Source organism: Antarcticirhabdus aurantiaca (genome assembly GCF_009765365.1).
Classification (GTDB): domain Bacteria; phylum Pseudomonadota; class Alphaproteobacteria; order Rhizobiales; family Rhizobiaceae; genus Antarcticirhabdus; species Antarcticirhabdus aurantiaca.
This window is the reverse complement of record NZ_VTOM01000022.1, coordinates 41902-59402: the sequence shown is the minus strand read 5'-3', so window position 1 is coordinate 59402 and position 17501 is coordinate 41902. Positions and strand designations below refer to the sequence as shown.

Annotated in this window: 19 protein-coding genes and 1 pseudogene; 9 read left to right on the top strand and 11 right to left on the bottom strand. The window is 68.8% G+C overall.

The features are described from left to right. Nucleotides 1-2 precede the first annotated feature (2 nt). Together accC and aat are read left to right on the top strand one after the other, a co-directional pair. Nucleotides 3-1361: an acetyl-CoA carboxylase biotin carboxylase subunit gene (gene accC, locus FZN60_RS22320; protein WP_158875726.1), complete on the top strand. Its 1359-nt coding sequence runs from the start codon at nt 3-5 to the stop codon at nt 1359-1361. Nucleotides 1362-1366: 5 nt separating this feature from the next. Further along, nucleotides 1367-2056 (top strand): leucyl/phenylalanyl-tRNA--protein transferase, encoded by a 690-nt coding sequence (aat, locus tag FZN60_RS22315; protein WP_158875725.1) that lies wholly within the window; start codon nt 1367-1369, stop codon nt 2054-2056. Here aat and FZN60_RS22310 read toward each other — a convergent pair. The 4 genes from FZN60_RS22310 to gatB all read right to left on the bottom strand — a co-directional run bounded on the left by FZN60_RS22310 (nt 1978) and on the right by gatB (nt 5084). Further along, nucleotides 1978-2358 (bottom strand): DUF2155 domain-containing protein, encoded by a 381-nt coding sequence (locus FZN60_RS22310; protein WP_246727072.1) that lies wholly within the window; start codon nt 2356-2358, stop codon nt 1978-1980. The two genes, aat and FZN60_RS22310, sit on opposite strands and share 79 nt — an antisense overlap. 261 nt (nt 2359-2619) lie before the next feature. Continuing rightward, nucleotides 2620-2997 (bottom strand): NADH:ubiquinone oxidoreductase subunit NDUFA12, encoded by a 378-nt coding sequence (locus tag FZN60_RS22305; RefSeq protein ID WP_158875769.1) that lies wholly within the window; start codon nt 2995-2997, stop codon nt 2620-2622. Nucleotides 2998-3084: 87 nt separating this feature from the next. After that, a complete protein-coding gene (locus FZN60_RS22300; RefSeq protein ID WP_158875724.1) occupies nt 3085-3588 on the bottom strand; it encodes a GNAT family N-acetyltransferase in 504 nt (167 codons plus the stop codon). Further along, on the bottom strand, nt 3585-5084 hold the full coding sequence (gatB, locus tag FZN60_RS22295) for an Asp-tRNA(Asn)/Glu-tRNA(Gln) amidotransferase subunit GatB (protein WP_158875723.1): 1500 nt from the start codon (nt 5082-5084) through the stop codon (nt 3585-3587). The genes FZN60_RS22300 and gatB overlap by 4 nt, the downstream gene beginning before the upstream one ends. Before the next feature lie 130 nt (nt 5085-5214). Between gatB and FZN60_RS22290 the strand changes: the two genes are divergently transcribed. Further along, nucleotides 5215-5793, top strand: coding sequence for a Uma2 family endonuclease (locus FZN60_RS22290; RefSeq protein WP_158875722.1), 579 nt, complete (start codon nt 5215-5217; stop codon nt 5791-5793). 4 nt (nt 5794-5797) lie between these two features. Here FZN60_RS22290 and gatA read toward each other — a convergent pair whose 3' ends face one another. The 4 genes from gatA to FZN60_RS22270 all read right to left on the bottom strand — a co-directional run bounded on the left by gatA (nt 5798) and on the right by FZN60_RS22270 (nt 8833). Continuing rightward, complete coding sequence (gene gatA / locus FZN60_RS22285; RefSeq protein ID WP_158875721.1) at nt 5798-7279, bottom strand: Asp-tRNA(Asn)/Glu-tRNA(Gln) amidotransferase subunit GatA; 1482 nt, start codon at nt 7277-7279, stop codon at nt 5798-5800. After that, entirely contained in the window at nt 7276-7695 is a 420-nt protein-coding gene (locus tag FZN60_RS22280) for a GNAT family N-acetyltransferase (protein ID WP_158875768.1), read from the bottom strand. Before FZN60_RS22280 ends, gatA begins: the two co-directional genes overlap by 4 nt. 62 nt (nt 7696-7757) lie before the next feature. After that, nucleotides 7758-8045 (bottom strand): Asp-tRNA(Asn)/Glu-tRNA(Gln) amidotransferase subunit GatC, encoded by a 288-nt coding sequence (gatC, locus tag FZN60_RS22275; RefSeq protein ID WP_158875720.1) that lies wholly within the window; start codon nt 8043-8045, stop codon nt 7758-7760. An 86-nt stretch (nt 8046-8131) separates the two neighbouring features. Further along, nucleotides 8132-8833 (bottom strand): metal-dependent hydrolase, encoded by a 702-nt coding sequence (locus FZN60_RS22270; RefSeq protein WP_158875719.1) that lies wholly within the window; start codon nt 8831-8833, stop codon nt 8132-8134. Nucleotides 8834-8934: 101 nt separating this feature from the next. Here FZN60_RS22270 and ruvX point away from each other — a divergent pair, with 101 nt between their 5' ends. Beyond that, nucleotides 8935-9420, top strand: a complete 486-nt coding sequence (ruvX, locus tag FZN60_RS22265; RefSeq protein WP_158875718.1) for a Holliday junction resolvase RuvX — start codon at nt 8935-8937, stop codon at nt 9418-9420. On the opposite strand, the gene FZN60_RS22260 is transcribed toward ruvX, so the two are convergent. Both FZN60_RS22260 and FZN60_RS22255 read right to left on the bottom strand, forming a co-directional pair. Next, on the bottom strand, nt 9366-9713 hold the full coding sequence (locus tag FZN60_RS22260; RefSeq protein ID WP_158875717.1) for a DUF6105 family protein: 348 nt from the start codon (nt 9711-9713) through the stop codon (nt 9366-9368). The genes ruvX and FZN60_RS22260 overlap by 55 nt on opposite strands. Continuing rightward, nucleotides 9710-10240, bottom strand: coding sequence for a hypothetical protein (locus FZN60_RS22255; protein ID WP_158875716.1), 531 nt, complete (start codon nt 10238-10240; stop codon nt 9710-9712). Before FZN60_RS22255 ends, FZN60_RS22260 begins: the two co-directional genes overlap by 4 nt. 148 nt (nt 10241-10388) lie before the next feature. Here FZN60_RS22255 and FZN60_RS22250 point away from each other — a divergent pair, with 148 nt between their 5' ends. From FZN60_RS22250 to dprA, 4 genes and pseudogenes are all read left to right on the top strand, one after another. Next, nucleotides 10389-11342, top strand: a complete 954-nt coding sequence (locus tag FZN60_RS22250; RefSeq protein WP_158875715.1) for an aspartate carbamoyltransferase catalytic subunit — start codon at nt 10389-10391, stop codon at nt 11340-11342. Next, on the top strand, nt 11339-12634 hold the full coding sequence (locus tag FZN60_RS22245; protein ID WP_158875714.1) for a dihydroorotase: 1296 nt from the start codon (nt 11339-11341) through the stop codon (nt 12632-12634). Before FZN60_RS22250 ends, FZN60_RS22245 begins: the two co-directional genes overlap by 4 nt. Nucleotides 12635-12656: 22 nt before the next feature. Continuing rightward, the gene (plsY, locus tag FZN60_RS22240) at nt 12657-13259 is read left to right on the top strand and encodes a glycerol-3-phosphate 1-O-acyltransferase PlsY (protein ID WP_158875713.1); all 603 of its coding nucleotides are present in this window, start codon (nt 12657-12659) and stop codon (nt 13257-13259) included. Then, nucleotides 13256-14390, top strand: a pseudogene (dprA, locus tag FZN60_RS22235) (DNA-processing protein DprA). The gene plsY and the pseudogene dprA overlap by 4 nt, the downstream one beginning before the upstream one ends. Here the strand turns inward: dprA and FZN60_RS22230 are convergent. Beyond that, nucleotides 14381-14557 carry a hypothetical protein gene (locus FZN60_RS22230; RefSeq protein WP_158875712.1) on the bottom strand — a complete coding sequence of 59 codons (177 nt, stop codon included), beginning with the start codon at nt 14555-14557 and terminating at the stop codon, nt 14381-14383. The pseudogene dprA and the gene FZN60_RS22230 sit on opposite strands and share 10 nt — an antisense overlap. Nucleotides 14558-14750: 193 nt before the next feature. On the opposite strand from FZN60_RS22230, the gene topA reads away from it, so the two are divergent. Beyond that, nucleotides 14751-17492: a type I DNA topoisomerase gene (gene topA, locus FZN60_RS22225; RefSeq protein ID WP_158875711.1), complete on the top strand. Its 2742-nt coding sequence runs from the start codon at nt 14751-14753 to the stop codon at nt 17490-17492. The last annotated feature ends 9 nt before the right edge of the window (nt 17493-17501 follow it).

The window sequence follows — 17501 nt, the reverse complement described above, 5'->3', positions numbered from 1 at the left end:
CCATGGTGAAGAAAGTCCTGATCGCTAATCGCGGCGAGATCGCGCTGCGCGTCCTGCGCGCCTGCAAGGAACTCGGCATTCCGACCGTTGCCGTGCATTCCACGGCCGACAACGCCGCCATGCACGTGCGCCTCGCCGACGAGAGCGTCTGCATCGGCCCGCCGCCCTCGCGCGAGTCCTACCTCAACATCCCCGCAATCCTCGCCGCCTGCGAGATCACCGGCGCGGATGCGGTGCATCCCGGCTACGGCTTCTTGTCGGAGAACGCCCGCTTCGCCGACATCCTCGACGCCCATAAGATCACCTTCATCGGCCCGACCGCCGATCACATCCGCATCATGGGCGACAAGATCGAGGCCAAGCGCACCGCCAAGCGTCTCGGCATTCCCGTGGTGCCCGGCTCGCCCGGCGCGGTCACCGACGACGGCGAGGCGCTGAAGATCGCGCGCGACATCGGCTTCCCCGTCCTCATCAAGGCGTCCTCCGGCGGCGGCGGCCGCGGCATGAAGGTCGCGCGCACGGAAGCCGATCTGCCGGTGGCGCTCGCCACCGCCCGCTCGGAGGCGGCGGCCGCCTTCGGCGACGACGCGGTCTACATCGAGAAGTACCTCGGCCAGCCGCGCCACATCGAGATTCAGGTCTTCGGCGACGGCAAGGGCGGCGGCATCCATCTGGGCGAGCGCGACTGCTCGCTGCAGCGCCGCCACCAGAAGGTCTGGGAGGAAGCGAACTCCCCGGCGATCAGCCAGGAGCAGCGCGAGCGCATCGGCGGCATCTGCGCCGATGCCGTCGCCCAGCTCGGCTACCGCGGCGCCGGCACGATCGAGTTCCTGTACGAGAACGGCGAGTTCTACTTCATCGAGATGAACACCCGCCTCCAGGTGGAGCATCCGATCACCGAGGCCATCACCGGACTCGATCTCGTCCACGAGCAGATCCGCGTCGCCGCCGGTGAGGGCTTGTCGCTCAGCCAGAGCGAGGTCCAGTTCCAGGGCCACGCCATCGAGTGCCGCATCAACGCCGAGGACCCGCGCACCTTCGTCCCCTCGCCCGGCAAGATCACCTATTATCACGCTCCGGGGGGCCTGGGCGTGCGCGTCGATTCGGCGGCCTACCAGGGCTACTCGATCCCGCCCTACTACGATTCGCTCATCGGCAAGCTGATCGTCGCGGGCCGCACGCGCTCGGAGTGCCTGATGCGTCTGCGCCGGGCGCTGGACGAGATCGTCGTCGACGGCATCAACACCACGCTGCCGCTCTTCCGCGAGCTCGTCGCCAACGAGGACATCCAGCGCGGCGACTACGACATCCACTGGCTGGAGAAGCACCTCGCGGCAACCGCTCCCGCCGCCGCGGCCTGAGATCCATGGCGCGGCGCGGCGGGCAGCGCTTCGAGATCACGCCGGAGATCCTGCTCAAGGCCTATGCCTGCGGGATCTTCCCTATGGCCGAGCGGGCCGAGGACGAGGGCGTCTTCTGGATCGACCCGAACGAGCGGGGCATCATCCCGCTCGACGGCTTCCACGTGCCGGCTAGCCTCAAGAAGACGCTGCGACGCGGGACCTTCGAGTTCCGCGTCGACAGCGCCTTCGCGGCGGTGATCGACGGCTGCGCCGAGCCGGCGCCGGGTCGCCGCCAGACCTGGATCAACGCCGATATCCGCCGCCTCACCCTGGCCCTCCACGCTCTTGGCTACGCGCATTCCGTGGAAACCTGGGCCGACGGTGAACTCGTCGGCGGGCTCTACGGGGTCAGCCTGGGCGGGGCATTCTTCGGGGAAAGCATGTTCTCGCGCCGGACGGACGCCTCCAAGGTGGCGCTGGTCCACCTCTGGGCGCGCCTCGTCGCCGGCGGCTACAAGCTTCTCGACACGCAGTTCATCACGTCGCATCTCGAGCGCTTCGGCGCGATCGAGATTTCGCGCGCCGAGTACCACGAGCGGCTGCGCGAGGCGATCGCCGTGGAGGACGCGACCTTTTATCCGCCGGCGTTCGACGCCGAGGCCGGGGGCGGCACGTCCGAACTGCTTTTGCAGTCCTTGAGCCAGATGTCGTAGACGGGGTGCTCGACGGCGTTGAGGCCGGGCGAGTCCGCGAACATCCAGCCGTTGAAGATGCGACGAATGGCGCGGTCGAGCGTAATCTCGTCCACCTCGACGAAGGCGTCGGTACGCGGTGCGTCGGTCTCGCCGCTGGTGTAGCAGACCCGCGGCGTCACCTGCAGCGCGCCGAACTGCACCGTCTCGTCGATATAGACGTCGAAGGTGCGGATCCGGCCGGTGATCTTGTCGATCCCGGAAAAGACCGCGACGGGGTTCTTCACGCGCTCCGGCGGACGGACCGGCTCCGGCTGCACCAACTCGCCTTGCGAGGGGAACGGCGCCGGATCGCCCTGCGGCAGGCTGCCCGTCCCGTCGTCGTAGGGCTCGACCGTGCCGAAGCCGTCGAAGGTTTCCTGCGCGAGCGCCGGGACGCAGCAAAGCGCGGCGATGGTCGCGAGCAAGACGGCTTTCACCAGATCAGGCCTTCCCGGATGGATAGCGAGCGCGCGGCGTCCTCGTGGAGGGCGCCGCCGGCGATCATGATCTCTCAATGCGGCGGGGCTGCGACGCGTCGCGCCTTACGGTGTCCAGGCGTCGTAATCGCCCGAAACACGGGGCCGCTCGGCCGTGTTGAGGAGCGATCCCTTCGGGCGATAGGCCTTGGACGTGCCGGTGTAGTTGGGCTGGTGCGGCTTCTGCCATTCGCGGGTGACGTAGCGCTCCTCGGTCGGCGGAACGTCGACGCGGTGGTGCATCCAGCCGTGCCAGCCCGGAGGAATGCGCGAGGCGTCGGCCGCACCGTTGTAGATCACCCAGCGGCGCTTGCCGTCGGCGGTCTGGTAATAAACGTTGCCGCCCTCGTCCTCGCCGACCCGCTTGCCGAAGCGGCGGGTGTAGAAGCGGGTGCCGATGGTGTTGCCCTGCCACCAAGTGAAGATCTCAGCCAGCCACTGCATCAAGGTCATGGAAACGCCGCTCCGGTTCGCCGCGGCCCTTATCCGTCCGCGGCGCGAAAAAGTCCATCATGTTCGAGGTTTGGGCGCTCAGACGAGCGCCTTCTCGTAGACCGCGGCCGGGATGCCGAAGTCGCCGTCCTTGCCCTGCGTCGAGCCGACCTTCGCGAAGCCGTGGCGCTCATAGAAGGCGGCGGCCTGGTAGTTCGCCTCCTCCACTTCCAGCCGCATGCGCGTGGCGCTCGGGAAGCAGCCTTCGATCTCCGCCAGGAGATCGCGCCCGATGCCCCGCCCCTGCGCGTCCGGATGGACGTAGAGCTGGTGGAGCGAGACCATCTTGCCGTCCGCCCCGCCGGCGCCGGCGAAGGCCATGCCGAGGATGCGGCTGCCGTCGTCCGCCACGACGAATTCGGTGTTCGGCCGCCCGAGCCGCGCCTCTAGGGCCTTCGGCGCGTGCCAGGACCGCGTGATCTCCTCGACCCGAGCCTCGCCGTAGATCGAATCGTAGGTTGCGTGCCACGTTTCGCCGAGGAGCCGGCTGACCGCGGCAACGTCGGCCTTGCCGGCCGTGCGCAGGAAGACCGGCGGGCTCATTCGATGCCGAGCTTGGCCTTGACGAGGTCGTTGACGGCCTGCGGGTTCGCCTTGCCGCCCGTCGCCTTCATCACCTGCCCGACGAACCAGCCGGCGAGCGTCGGCTTGGCCTTGGCCTGCTCGACCTTCTCGGGATTGGCCGCAATGACGTCGTCCACCGCCTTCTCGATCGCGCCGGTGTCGGTCACCTGTTTCAGGCTGCGCGACTCAACGATGGCGCGCGGGTCGCCTTCCTCGCTCCACAGGATCTCGAAGAGGTCCTTGGCGATCTTGCCCGAGATCGTGCCCTCCTTCAGGAGGTCGAGCACGGTGCCGAGCCGCTCGGCCGAGACCGGCGACTCCTCGATGGACAGACCGTTCTTGTTCAGCGCGCCGAGAAGGTCGTTGATCACCCAATTCGCCGCCTGCTTGGCGTCCCGGCCCGCCGCGACGGCTTCGAAGTAGTCGGCGACGGCCTTGTCGGAGACGAGAACCGAAGCGTCGTAGGCCGACAGGCCCGCGTCGCGCATCAGCCGCGCGCGCTTGTCGTCCGGCAGTTCCGGCAGGGCCGCCTCGATGTCGGCGACGAAGGCGTCGTCGAACTCCAGCGGCAGGAGATCCGGATCGGGGAAGTAGCGGTAGTCGTGCGCGTCCTCCTTGGAGCGCATGGCGCGCGTCTCGCCCTTCGCGGGGTCGAAGAGGCGCGTTTCCTGGTCGATGGCGCCGCCATCCTCCAGGATCTCGACCTGCCGCCGCGCCTCGGACTCGATCGCCTGGCCGACGAAGCGGATGGAGTTGACGTTCTTGATCTCGCAGCGCGTGCCGAAGGCGCCGCCCGGCCGGCGGACGGACACGTTGACGTCGGCGCGCAGGCTGCCCTCGTCCATGTTGCCGTCGCAGGTGCCGAGATAGCGCAGGATCGAGCGCAGCTTGGTGAGATAGGCCTTCGCCTCGTCGGCCGAGCGCATGTCGGGCTTGGATACGATCTCCATCAGCGCCACGCCCGAACGGTTCAGGTCCACATAGGTCATCGTCGGGTGCTGGTCGTGCAGCGACTTGCCGGCGTCCTGCTCCAGGTGCAGGCGCTCGATGCCGACTTCGATGTCTTCGTAGTTGCCCTGCCGGTCCGGCCCGACCGAGACCTGGACCACGCCCTCACCGACGATCGGATCCTTGTACTGCGAGATCTGGTAGCCCTGCGGCAGGTCGGCATAGAAGTAGTTCTTGCGGTCGAAGACCGAGCGCTTGTTGATCTGCGCCTTGAGGCCGAGGCCGGTGCGCACCGCCTGCCGCACGCAATGCTCGTTGATCACGGGCAGCATGCCGGGCATGGCCGCGTCGACGAGGCTGACATGGTCGTTGGGCTCGGCGCCGAAGCCCGTCGCGGCGCCCGAGAAGAGCTTCGCCTCCGACAGCACCTGCGCGTGGACCTCCATGCCGACGACGATTTCCCAATCGCCGGTGGCACCCTTGATGAAGGTCTTCGGATCGGGCGTGCGGGTGTCGACGATGGTCATGGATCAGGTCGTCCGGTGCAATGCGGAAGGTCGTTTTTGGCTAGAGGAAACGCGCGCCTCGTTCAAGGCGCGACCGTTTTCGGCTGGGAGCGCAACGCGCTATATGTGGGAGCCAGCAGGGAGAACCGCCATGAACATGCAGTCGCTCCGGCAGCCCCTTCATCCTCTCCCCCGCTTCTCCTCGATTGCCTCGTTCTTCGACTGGGCCGAGCGGCAGGAACGGATCTACGAACTCGTCGACGGAGCGCCCCACTTGCTGCCATGGGTGAAACTCAATCACGCGCGCATCGTGACGAACCTGCTCACCCTGATCGCGAGTCGGATCGATCGTGATGTTCTCGAAGTCACGGCCGGCGACTTCGCCGTTCAGGTCGGATCGAACAGCGTGCGCTTCGCCGACGTGATGGTGTTTCCCGCCGGCAAGGATGGCAGCCTTCGCACCGTGAGCGACGCGGTTCTGCTCATCGAAGTACTCTCCGAGTCCACGGCGCACGTCGATCTCGATGCGAAGCTGCACGAGTATCAGGCGCTCGATGCTCTCGGCTGCTATGTCGTCATCGACCAGGACCGCGTCCACGTCCGGAACTGGACCCGGTCGGACGACGGGTCATGGCCGTCGGAGGCTTCCATAACCGACGACCGCTCCGCCTCCGTGACGATGCTCCAGTTCGAACTCCCGCTCGCCGAGGTCTACCGCGGCGTGAACTGACGCTTCACCACCACTTCGCCGGCTCGAACCGTCCCGCCGCCTTCTCGATCACCGACGCCGTCGCGAAGAGCGATTCCTCGTCGAAGGGGCGGCCGATGATCTGGAGGCCGAGCGGCAGGCCGCTCGCCGACAGTCCGGCGGGAACGGCGAGGCCCGGCAGGCCGGCCATGTTCACCGTCACCGTGAAGACGTCGTTGAGGTACATCTTCACCGGATCGGCATTCATTTCCTGGTCGGCAATGCCGAAGGCCGGCGACGGGGTCGCGGGCGTCAGCAGGGCGTCGACGCCCTCTGCGAAGACCGTCTCGAAATCGCGCTTGATGAGCGTGCGGACCTTCTGGGCGCGCAGGTAGTAGGCGTCGTAGTAGCCCGCCGAGAGCACGTAGGTGCCGATCATGATGCGGCGCTTCACCTCGCGGCCGAAGCCGGCGGCGCGGGTGTTCTCGTACATCTCGATGAGGTCGCGGCCGGGCACGCGCAGTCCGTAGCGCACGCCGTCGTAGCGCGCGAGGTTCGAGGAGGCCTCAGCGGGCGCGACGATGTAGTAGGCCGGCAGCGCGTATTTCGTGTGCGGCAGCGAGACGTCGACGATCTCCGCGCCGGCGTCGCGCAGCCACTCGATGCCCTGGTGCCACAGCGCCTCGATCTCGGCCGGCATGCCCTCGACGCGGTACTCCTTCGGGATGCCGATGCGCATCCCCTTGACGGAGCGCCCGACGGCCGCCTCGTAGTCCGGCACCGGCAGGTCGACGGAGGTCGTGTCCTTCGGATCGGTCGAGGCCATCGACTTCAGGAGGATCGCCGCATCGCGCACGTCCCGGGCGATCGGGCCGGCCTGGTCGAGCGAGGAGGCGAAGGCGACGATACCCCAGCGCGAACAGCGGCCGTATGTCGGCTTGATGCCGACCGTGCCGGTGAAGGCGGCGGGCTGGCGGATCGAGCCGCCGGTGTCGGTCGCCGTCGCGCCGGCGCAGAGCCGCGCCGCGACCGCCGCCGCCGAGCCGCCGGACGAGCCGCCCGGAACGAGGTCGGCGTTGGAACCCTCGGCGCGCCAGGGGCTGACGACCGGGCCGTAATAGGAGGATTCGTTCGACGAGCCCATCGCGAACTCGTCCATGTTGAGCTTGCCGAGCATGACCGCGCCGTCAGCCCAGAGGTTGGCCGTGACGGTCGACTCGTAGCGCGGCTCGAACTTGTCGAGAACGTGCGAGCAGGCCTGCGTGTGCACGCCCTCGGTCGCGAAGAGATCCTTGATGCCGAGCGGGATGCCTTCCAGCGCGCCGGCCTCGCCCTTTGCGAGCCGCCCGTCAGAGGTCTCCGCCATGGCGCGCGCCTTGTCCGGTGTTACCGTGACATAAGCGTTGAGCGCGCCGTTCGCCGCATCGATCGCGCCGAGATAGGCGTCGGTCAGCTCGCGGGCCGAGAACGTCTTCGCACGCAGAGCGTCGCGAGCTTCGGCGATGGTCAGGGCGGTGAGGTCGGTCATGGAGCGAACTTCTTCTCGTAGAATCGGGACCAGCCGGAATCCGGGTAGTCGAGCACCGCGCCGCAGACGGTGAATCCGCCACGCTCGTAAACGCGCCAGGCGGCCTCGAAGCCGGGCGCCTCGCCGGTCTCAAGGACCAGCCGCGTCACGCCCGTTTCCTGCGCCAGCGCCTCGACGCGCCGCAGCAGCGCCGAACCGACGCGGCGACCGCGGACCTCCGGATCGGTCCACATGCGCTTGACCTCGCCGAGGCCCCCGCCGTGAACTTTCAGCGAAGCCATGCCGACGGCCCGACCTTCCTCGTCGCGGGCGACGAAGGTGGTGACGCCCGGCTCGGCCATCTGCTCGACCGTGAGCTGAAACTGGAACTCGGGCGGCGTCAGAGGGATCATAGCCTCGTTGAGCGCGGCGACCATCCGGCGCACGTCGTCCTGCAGCGGCGTCTCGGCGGCGATCGCGACGCCGTCCTGCGTCTTGCTCACTCCACGACCTTCGGCACGACGAAGTAATGGTCGTCGGACGCGGGAGCGTTGGCGATGACGTCGTCCGCGATGCCGCCGTCGGTCACGACGTCGGGGCGCGACTTCATCGCCATCGGCGTGACGGAGGTCATCGGCTCGACCGACGAAACTTCGACCTCGCCGAGCTGCTCGACGAAGCCGAGGATCGTGTTCAGCTCGCTGCGCATGGCTTCCGCATCCTCATCGCTGAGGGCGATGCGCGCCAGGCGGGCGACGCGGCGGACGGTGGCTGTATCGACGGACATGACGAGCTTTGCCGGGAGTTTCGGATCCCGGCTGCTCTACCAAGGCATGCCCGGCGGCGCAACGCCGCCGGACCGCCCGGTCGGGATCAGAGCTCGATGGCTTCGCCGACCTTCGGGAGGCGAATCTTCGCGGCCTCGCCTTCCATCGCCTCGCGGAACTTGTCCGGCGACTGGTCGAGGATCGGCATGGTGCCGTAGTGGATCGGGATCACCGTCTCGAACTGGAAGTAGCGGCGGCAGGCGAGCGCTGCGACGGCCGCGCCCATCGTCAGCCGGTCACCAATCGGCACGAGGCCCACCTTGGGCTGATGCAGCTCGTTGATCAGCGCCATGTCGCCGAAGATGTCGGTGTCGCCCATGTCGTAGACGGTCGGCCCGTCGGAGAAGTGGAAGACGAGGCCGTTCGGCATGCCGAGATAGGTCGTCTGACCGTTCTCCGACACGGCGGCCGAGGAGTGGAAGGCCTGCGTCAGCGTCACGGAGAAGTCGTCGAAGGCGACGGTGCCGCCGGTGTTCGCCGGCTCGATGGCCTTCACGCCCTTGCCGGCCAGCCAGCTGACGAGCTCGAAGGTGCCGACGACCTTCGCGCCGGTCTGCTCCGCGATGGCGATGGTGTCGCCGACATGGTCGGAATGGCCGTGGGTCAGCGCGATGTGCGTCGTCCCTCGGATCGCGTCGTCCAGGCTGCCCTTGTAGTGCGGGTTGCCCTGGAGAAACGGGTCGACGAGGACGACCGAGCGGCCGGTCTCGAAGCGAAAGGCCGAATGGCCGAAATGGGTGAGTCTCAACGGACGGCTCCCGGGTCTGGCGGATGGTGCGTGCGCCGCTCGCGGCAGCGCGCCGGCGTGCTAATTGCCGCTTCGGGTCACGCGTTCAAGGAGAAGCCGAAATGCCCGTCGTCACGATCGAGGAACTGGCGGACCTCGCCGCCGAGCCCGCCATCGTCGCCGGGCTCGATCTGGGCACGAAGACCATCGGGCTCGCGGTCTCGGATCTCGGCCAGCGATTCGCCTCGCCGCGACCGGTGATCATGCGCCGCAAGTTCACGCTGGATGCGGGCGTCTTGCGGGCGGCGCTGGACGCGGCCGGGGCGGTCGCCATCGTGATCGGCCTGCCGCTCAACATGGACGGAAGCTCCGGGCCTCGCGCCCAGGCTACGCGCGCCTTCATCCGAAGCTACGCGCCGCTCGACCCGAGGCCCGTGGCCTTCTGGGACGAGCGGCTGTCGACGGTCGCGGCCGAGCGCGGCCTCATCGAGCAGGACATGTCGCGTGCCAAGCGCGCCGCCCGCATCGATTCGGCCGCCGCCGCCTTCATCCTTCAGGGGGCGCTGGACAGGCTTTCGTCGCTGCGCACCAGCGCCGAGGAGGAGTGACGGCCGCGCCAGTCGCGCCAGCGCGCGCCGACGAAGGCCCGCACGCGACGGTGATGGCGCAGCGCCACGATGCCGGCGACGATCAGGCTGTCGACGACGATCGCGTTCAGGACGATGCCGGGGAGCTTCGCCGGGTCGATGCCGAGGAGCCCGCCATACATGACGAAGATCTGGTCGTAGAACTCGCGGGACAGGACCATCGTCCCGAAGCTGATGTCGTTGGATGCGAGCCCGAACCAGCCGCCGAGCATGGCGACGGGAAGCACCCAGCCGAAAAGCGCCGCCCGGATCATCGCTTGCTCCTCCGGCGCTCGACGGACGGGGTGCTCTCGCGGCGCGCGCCGGTGGAGAGCGTCAGGGCCTCGCGAAAATCGGCGTCGGCCTCCGTCGCGTCGTCGTCCATGGCGTGGTCGAAGAGCATGAAGCCGAGCGTCAGGGCGAGCCACATCACCAAGCCCCCGCCCCCGGCGACGGAGCCGAGCGGCGATCCGGCGAGAGCCGCCGAGCCGAACAGCACCGCGATGCCGGTCAGCGCCGAACCTGCGAGGCGTTCGCCTTGCATGCGGTCGGCGATGCGCCGACCGTTCAGCCGGACGAGAGACATCGCCAGGGTCGCCGCCGCGCCCGTCAGGAACAGCGCGCCGACGCCCGCGTCGAGCGGCGGCACGGAAGCGGCCGGGACCTCCATCTGAAAGCCCGTCCAGCGATGCACCAGCTCGCCCGGCGCGAGACCGGCAGCCGCGCAGCCCAGCAGGAGGGCGTGCGTTCCGCAGAAGCCCATCCAGGTGCTGAGCGAGAAATTGCTCAAGGGTCGCCGCATGGGCTTTCACCTCCCGAGATCATTAATGAAGTGTTAACGGCAAGCTCCTCCTTTCGTTCGCGCCGCGCAACGCGATCCCGTCGCGATGGTTAACGGGGCTTCGGCATCCTTGCCGGACGGCTCCCCGTCTCCTATAGCCGCGGACCAGATGAGCGCTCCGTCCTCCTCCCTCCCCGCCTTCAGCCGCCGCCACTTCCTCGGCATCGCCGGCCTGTCCCCCTTCGAGATCGAGCATCTGCTCGAGCGCGCCGAAGAGGCCGTGGCCGTCAGCCGCAGCCGCGAGAAGAAGAAGGCGGCCTTGCGCGGCCGCACGCAGATCAACCTGTTCTTCGAGGCCTCGACCCGCACGCAGGCCTCCTTCGAGCTCGCTGGCAAGCGGCTCGGCGCGGACGTCATGAACATGGCCGTCGCCAATTCCTCGGTGAAGAAGGGCGAGACGCTCATCGACACGGCGATGACGCTGAACGCCATGCGCCCCGACATCCTCGTCGTGCGCCACCACGCCGCGGGCGCCGTCGCGCTTCTGGCGCAGAAGGTCGACTGCGCGGTCGTGAACGCCGGCGACGGGGCGCACGAGCACCCGACGCAGGCCCTTCTCGACGCGCTGACCATCCGCCGCCGTAAGGGGCGCATCGCCGGCCTCACGGTCGCGATCTGCGGCGACATCCTGCACAGCCGCGTGGCGCGCTCGAACATCCTCCTCCTCAACGCACTCGGCGCGCGCGTTCGCGCCGTCGCGCCCTCGACGCTGCTGCCCAGCGGCATCGAGGACATGGGCGTGACGGTTCATCGTCGGCTGGAGGACGGCATCGAGGGCGCCGACGTCGTGATGATGCTGCGCCTTCAGCGCGAGCGGATGGAGGGCTCCTTCGTGCCCTCCGTGCGTGAGTACTTCCGCTTCTTCGGCCTCGACGCGGCGCGTCTCGCGCTGGCCAAGCCCGACGCGCTCGTCATGCATCCCGGTCCGATGAACCGCGGCGTCGAGATCGCCTCGGAGATCGCCGACGGGCCTCAGAGCGTCATCGAGGAGCAGGTCGAGATGGGCGTCGCGGTGCGCATGGCGGTGATGGAAGCGCTGCTGCCGGAGGCCGTCGGCGCATGAGCACCCTTCTCGTCGAGAATGCCCGCATCCTGGATCCCGCCCGCGGGGTCGATTCGGTCGGCACGCTTGTTGTCGAGAACGGTGTCGTCGCGGCCGCGGGGCCGGAGGCGCTGAACCAGGGACGGCCGGAGGGCGCGACCGTGGTCGATGGTTCGGGCCTCCTTCTCATTCCCGGCCTCGTCGACGCGCGCGTCTTCATCGGCGAGCCCGGCGGCGAGCATCGCGAAACGATCGGCTCGGCCTCGCGCGCGGCGGCCGCCGGCGGCGTGACCTCGATCCTCACCATGCCGGACACCGACCCGGTGATCGACGACGTCGCGCTCGCCGAATTCGTCATGCGCACCGCCCGAGAGACGGCGGCGATCAACGTTTATCCCGCCGCCGCGCTGACGAAGAAGCTCGAAGGCCGCGAGATGACCGAGATCGGTCTTCTCGCCCGCGCGGGCGTTCGCGCCTTCACCGAAGGGCGACGATCGCTCTCCAATGCCGGCCTGCTGCGCCGCATCATGACCTATGCGCGCGACTTCGACGCCCTCGTGATGCACGAGACGCGCGACGCGGACCTCGCCGGCCATGGCGTCATGAACGAGGGTCTTCTCGCCTCCTGGCTGGGCCTGCCCGGCGTTCCCGCCGAAGCCGAGCTCATTCCGCTGGAGCGGGACCTGCGGCTCGCCGAGCTGACGCGCTGCCGCTACCACGCGGCGAAGATCTCGCTCGGCCGCTCGGCCGAGGCCGTGCGCGCCGCCAAGGATCGCGGCGCCTCCGTCACCGCTGCGGTGTCGATCAACCATTTGGCGCTCAACGAGAACGACATCGGCGAGTACCGCACCTTCTTCCGCCTGTCGCCGCCGCTGCGCCGCGAAGACGACCGCCTCGCCATGATCGAAGCGCTGAACGAGGGCGCGGTGGACATCATCGTGTCCTCGCACGATCCGCAGGACGCCGACGACAAGCGCCGCCCGTTCGCCGAGGCGAAGGCCGGCGCGATCGGCCTCGAAACGCTGCTGCCGGCGGCGCTGCGACTCTTCCATTCCGGTGCCGTACCGCTCGCCCGCGTCGTCGACGCGGTGACGGCCGCGCCGGCGAAGCTCCTAGGCCTGCCCTGCGGAACGCTCGCGCCCGGCGCGCCGGCCGACTTCGTGCTCGTCGACCTCGACGCGCCCTTCATCTTCGGCAAGGATCGCATCCGGTCGCGCTCGAAGAACACGGCCTTCGAGAACGCGCGCTTCCAGGGTGAAGTCGTGAAGACCTTCGTCGCCGGCCGCTGCGTCTTCGACGCGTCGGCCCCTTGAACCAGAACCGGGAGCGGACGGCGTGATCGCTGGACTGGACTGGACGGTGGCGCTTCTCGCCATCCTCGGCGGCTACCTTTCGGGCTCGATCCCCTTCGGCCTCGTCTTCGGCCGCCTGTTCGGCCTCGGCGACATCCGCAAGATCGGCTCGGGCAACATCGGCGCCACGAACGCGCTGCGCACCGGCAACAAGCCGATGGCCGCGCTGACCCTTCTCGGCGATGTCCTGAAGGGCACCATCCCCATTCTGATCGCCTGGAACTGGGGCCCGGTCGCGGCTTGCATCGCCGGCCTCGGCGCCTTTCTCGGCCATCTCTTTCCCGTTTGGCTCGGCTTCAAGGGCGGCAAGGGCGTCGCGACCTATCTCGGCATCCTCCTCGGGCTCGCCCCGATCGGGGCGCTGGTCTTCGCGCTCCTATGGCTCGGCACCGCCTTCCTCTTCCGCTTCTCGTCGCTCGCCGCGCTCGTCGCGACGGTGGGCGTGCCGATCGCCTACGCGCTCTGGCCCTTTCCGGAAGCGGCGATCCTGACGGCGATCCTTTCGGTGCTGGTCTGGTGGAAGCACGCCGCCAACATCCGCCGCCTCCTGGCCGGCACGGAAGGCCGGATCGGAGCCAAGGGGTGACGGGGCCGGGCTCGGGTCGCGGCGCCATCGTCCTCGGCGACGACCAGCGGCTCGCCTGGCTCCGGCTCATCCGCTCCGAGAACGTCGGCCCGGTCACCTTCCGCCAGCTCGTCAACCGCTTCGGCGGGGCGGAAGCGGCGCTGCGCGCCCTGCCGGACCTCGCCGCGCGCGGCGGCCGGCGGGTGCGCGTCGCCGCCGAAGCGGACATCGAGGCCGAGTTGCGCGTGGCGGCCAAGATGGGCGCGCTTCGTATGCCGCGGCGAGGCCGACTATCCCGCCATTCTGCGCAGCGATCCGCAGGCGCCGCCGGTTCTCGCCGTCATGGGGGACGCGAGCCAGCTCCAGCGCCCGGCCCTCGCCGTCGTCGGCGCGCGCAACGCGTCCGCCGCCGGCGCCAAGTTCGCGGCCACCCTGTCGCGCGAAGCGGCGGAGGGCGGCTTCGCCATCGTCTCGGGCCTCGCCCGCGGCATCGACGCCGCCGCGCATTCCGCGACGCTCGATCTCGGCACCGTCGGCGTCTTCGCCGGCGGTCTCGACAAGCCCTATCCCCGCGAGAACCGTCCGCTGATGCGCCGCATGGTCGACGCCTGCGGCTGCCTCGTCAGCGAGATGCCCTTCGGCTGGGAGCCGCGAGCGGTCGATTTTCCCCGGCGCAACCGCATCGTCGCGGCGCTTTCGCTCGGCCTCCTCGTGGTGGAAGCCGCGGCGCGCTCGGGCTCGCTGATCTCGGCGCGCCTTGCCGGCGAGATGGGGCGTCTCGTTTTCGCCGTGCCGGGATCGCCTCTCGATCCGCGCTCGGCGGGCACGAATCGCCTCCTGAAGGACGGGGCGATCCTGGTGACCGAGGCCGACGACATTCTCGACGCGCTGCGGCCGGTCGTCGGGCGCCCGCCCGCCCCCTTCGCCGAGATCGGCGACGATCAGGATTTCGCGGAAATTCCGGACGAGCCTGCTGCGGGCGAGCGCGAGCGGATCGTCGAGGCGCTCGGTGCGGCGCCGATCTCCATGGACGACCTCGTCGCCCATGCCGGATCGTCGCTCGGCTCGGCCCATCTCGTGATCCTGGAACTCGACCTCGCCGGCCGCATCGAACGGCACCCGGACGGCCGGATCTCCCTGCTTCAGGGCTGAGACGACTCCCGGCGCGCGAGCTCGCTCTCCGCCTCCAGACAGGCCATGTGGACGAGATAGGCGAGCATCGATCGCCGGGGCGGAGGCAGCATCTGCGCCAACTCCTTCAGCATGGCCGCCACGTAGCGGAGCCGATCCCCCGGCATGCTCTCCTCTTTGTCGATCATGCCATCTTCCGCTGCACGGCCGCATCTGTCGTCTAGCCTATTAGCGGTTGTGTGACCAACGTCAATCTCTCGATGGTTGTAATGCTCGGCAGCGGGGCTGTGGTGCCGCGAACGGACGCGGCTGTTGCATTGTGCGCCGGAGAACGCCATTTGGCGGATCGGGTTCATCCATCGACATTTCGGAAAATCGCTTATGGACGTTGTCATCGTCGAGTCGCCGGCCAAAGCGAAGACGATCAACAAGTATCTCGGCTCCAACTACAAGGTGCTGGCTTCCTACGGACACGTGCGCGACCTGCCGGCCAAGGACGGGTCGGTGCGTCCGGACGACGACTTCTCCATGGACTGGGAAGTCGACAAGCTGTCGCAGAAGCGCCTGAACGAGATCGCGCAGGCCGTGAAATCGGCCGACGGCCTGATCCTGGCCACCGACCCGGATCGCGAGGGCGAAGCCATCTCCTGGCACGTCCTCGACGTGCTGCGGCAGAAGAAGGCGCTGACGGGCGGCAAGCCGGTGAGCCGCGTCGTCTTCAACGCCATCACCAAGAAGGCCGTGCTCGACGCGATGGCGAATCCGCGCCAGATCGACGAGCCGCTGGTCGACGCCTATCTGGCGCGCCGCGCCCTCGACTATCTCGTCGGGTTCACGCTCTCGCCCGTCCTGTGGCGCAAGCTGCCAGGGGCGCGGTCGGCCGGCCGCGTCCAGTCCGTGACGCTGCGCCTCGTCTGCGACCGCGAAGCCGAGATCGAGCGCTTCAAGCCGCAGGAATACTGGCAGGTCGCCGCCCGCCTCGCGACGCCGCGCGGCGAGGAGTTCCTCGCGCGCCTTTCTGCCTTTGAGGGCGAGAAGATCGGGCGCTTGACGGTCAACAACGGCGATCGCGCCGGCGCGATCAAGGCGATGCTGGAGAGCGCGAGCTTCCGCGTCGGCTCGATCGAGGCCAAGCCGACCAAGCGCAATCCGGGTCCCCCCTTCACCACCTCGACCCTGCAGCAGGCGGCCTCGGCCAAGCTCGGCTTCTCCTCCTCGCGCACCATGCAGGTGGCCCAGCGGCTCTACGAGGGCATCGACCTCGGCGGCGAGACGGTCGGCCTCATCACCTACATGCGAACCGACGGCGTGCAGATGGCGCCCGAAGCCGTCGCCGACGCCCGCAAGGCGATCGCCGACTCGTTCGGCCCGAACTACGTGCCGGAGAAGCCGCGCCACTACTCGACCAAGGCGAAGAACGCCCAGGAGGCCCACGAGGCGATCCGCCCGACCGGCTTCTCGCGCAGCCCGAAGAGCGTCGAGGCCTACCTCGACCGCGACCAGCTGCGGCTCTACGACCTCGTCTGGAAGCGCGCCATCGCCAGCCAGATGGCCTCGGCCGAGATCGAGCGCACGACGGTCGACATCGAGGCGACGGGCAAAAACGGCCGCGCGATGCTGCGCGCCACCGGCTCCGTCGTGAAGTTCGACGGCTTCCTCGGCGCCTATCAGGAACACCGCGACGACAGCCGCGCGCCGACCGATGCTGCCGAGGACGATGATTCGGCGCGCCTGCCGGAGATCCGCCCGAACGAGGACCTCGCCCGCCGCGCGATCGAGGCGACGCAGCACTTCACCGAGGCGCCGCCGCGCTATTCCGAGGCCTCGCTCATCAAGAAGATGGAGGAGATCGGCATCGGCCGCCCCTCCACCTATTCGGCGACGCTCCAGACCCTGCGCGATCGCGAATACATCGTCGAGGACAAGCGCAAGCTCATCCCCGAATCGAAGGGCCGGCTCGTCACCGCCTTCCTCCACAACTTCTTCGAGCGCTACGTGGAGTACGACTTCACCGCCGCGCTGGAGGAGAAGCTGGACCGCATTTCGGCCGGCGAATTGTCCTGGAAGGACGTGCTGCGCGAGTTCTGGAAGGACTTCTCCGGCCACGTCGACGGCACGAAGGAGCTGCGCGTCTCGGACGTTCTCGACGCGCTGAACGTCGAGCTGGCGCCGCTCGTCTTCCCGGAGCGCGAGGACGGCACGGATCCCCGCGCCTGCCCGCGCTGCGGCAACGGCAAGCTGTCGCTCAAGCTCGGCAAGTTCGGCGCCTTCGTCGGCTGCTCGAACTATCCCGAATGCGGCTACACCAAGCAGCTCGGCTCGTCCCTGTCGGCGGACGCCTCGGGCGACGGCTCGAGCCTCGACGAGCCCAAGGACCTCGGCACCGATCCGACCACGGGCGAGCCGGTGACGCTGCGCTCCGGCCGCTTCGGTCCCTACGTCCAGCGCGGCGATGGCAAGGAGGCCAAGCGCTCCTCGCTGCCGAAGGGCTGGCAGGTCACCGAGATCGACCTGAGCAAGGCCGTGCAGCTCCTGTCGCTGCCGCGCGAGGTCGGCATCCATCCCGAGTCGGGCAAGCCGATCCTCGCCGGGCTCGGCCGCTACGGACCGTTCCTTCAGCACGACGGCGCCTATGCCAACCTGGAGACGATCGAGGACGTCTTTACGGTCGGCCTCAACCGCGCCGTGACGGTCATCGCCGAGAAGAAGGAGCGCGGCGGCCGCGGCTCGCGCGGCACTCCGGCGGCGCTCGCGACGCTCGGCGAGCACCCGACGCTCGGCGGCTCGATCACGGTTCGCGAGGGCCGCTTCGGACCCTATGTGAACACCGGCAAGGTCAACGCCACGCTGCCGCGCGGCAAGGATCCGGCTTCCGTCACGCTGGAGGAGGCGATCGCCCTCCTCACCGAGCGCGCCGAGAAGACCGGCACGGGCGGCAAGGCGGCGCCGAAGAAGGCCGCGGCCTCGAAGAAGAAGGCCGCCGCGGCGGACGGCGACAAGCCTGCACCGAAGAAGGCGGCCGCCAAGTCCGCCACGGCCAAGACGGCACCGAAGGCGAAGGCGGCGCCGAAATCGAAGAAGGTCATCGCCGACGGCGACGACCTGCCCTGGGACGCGGACTGAGACGGACGG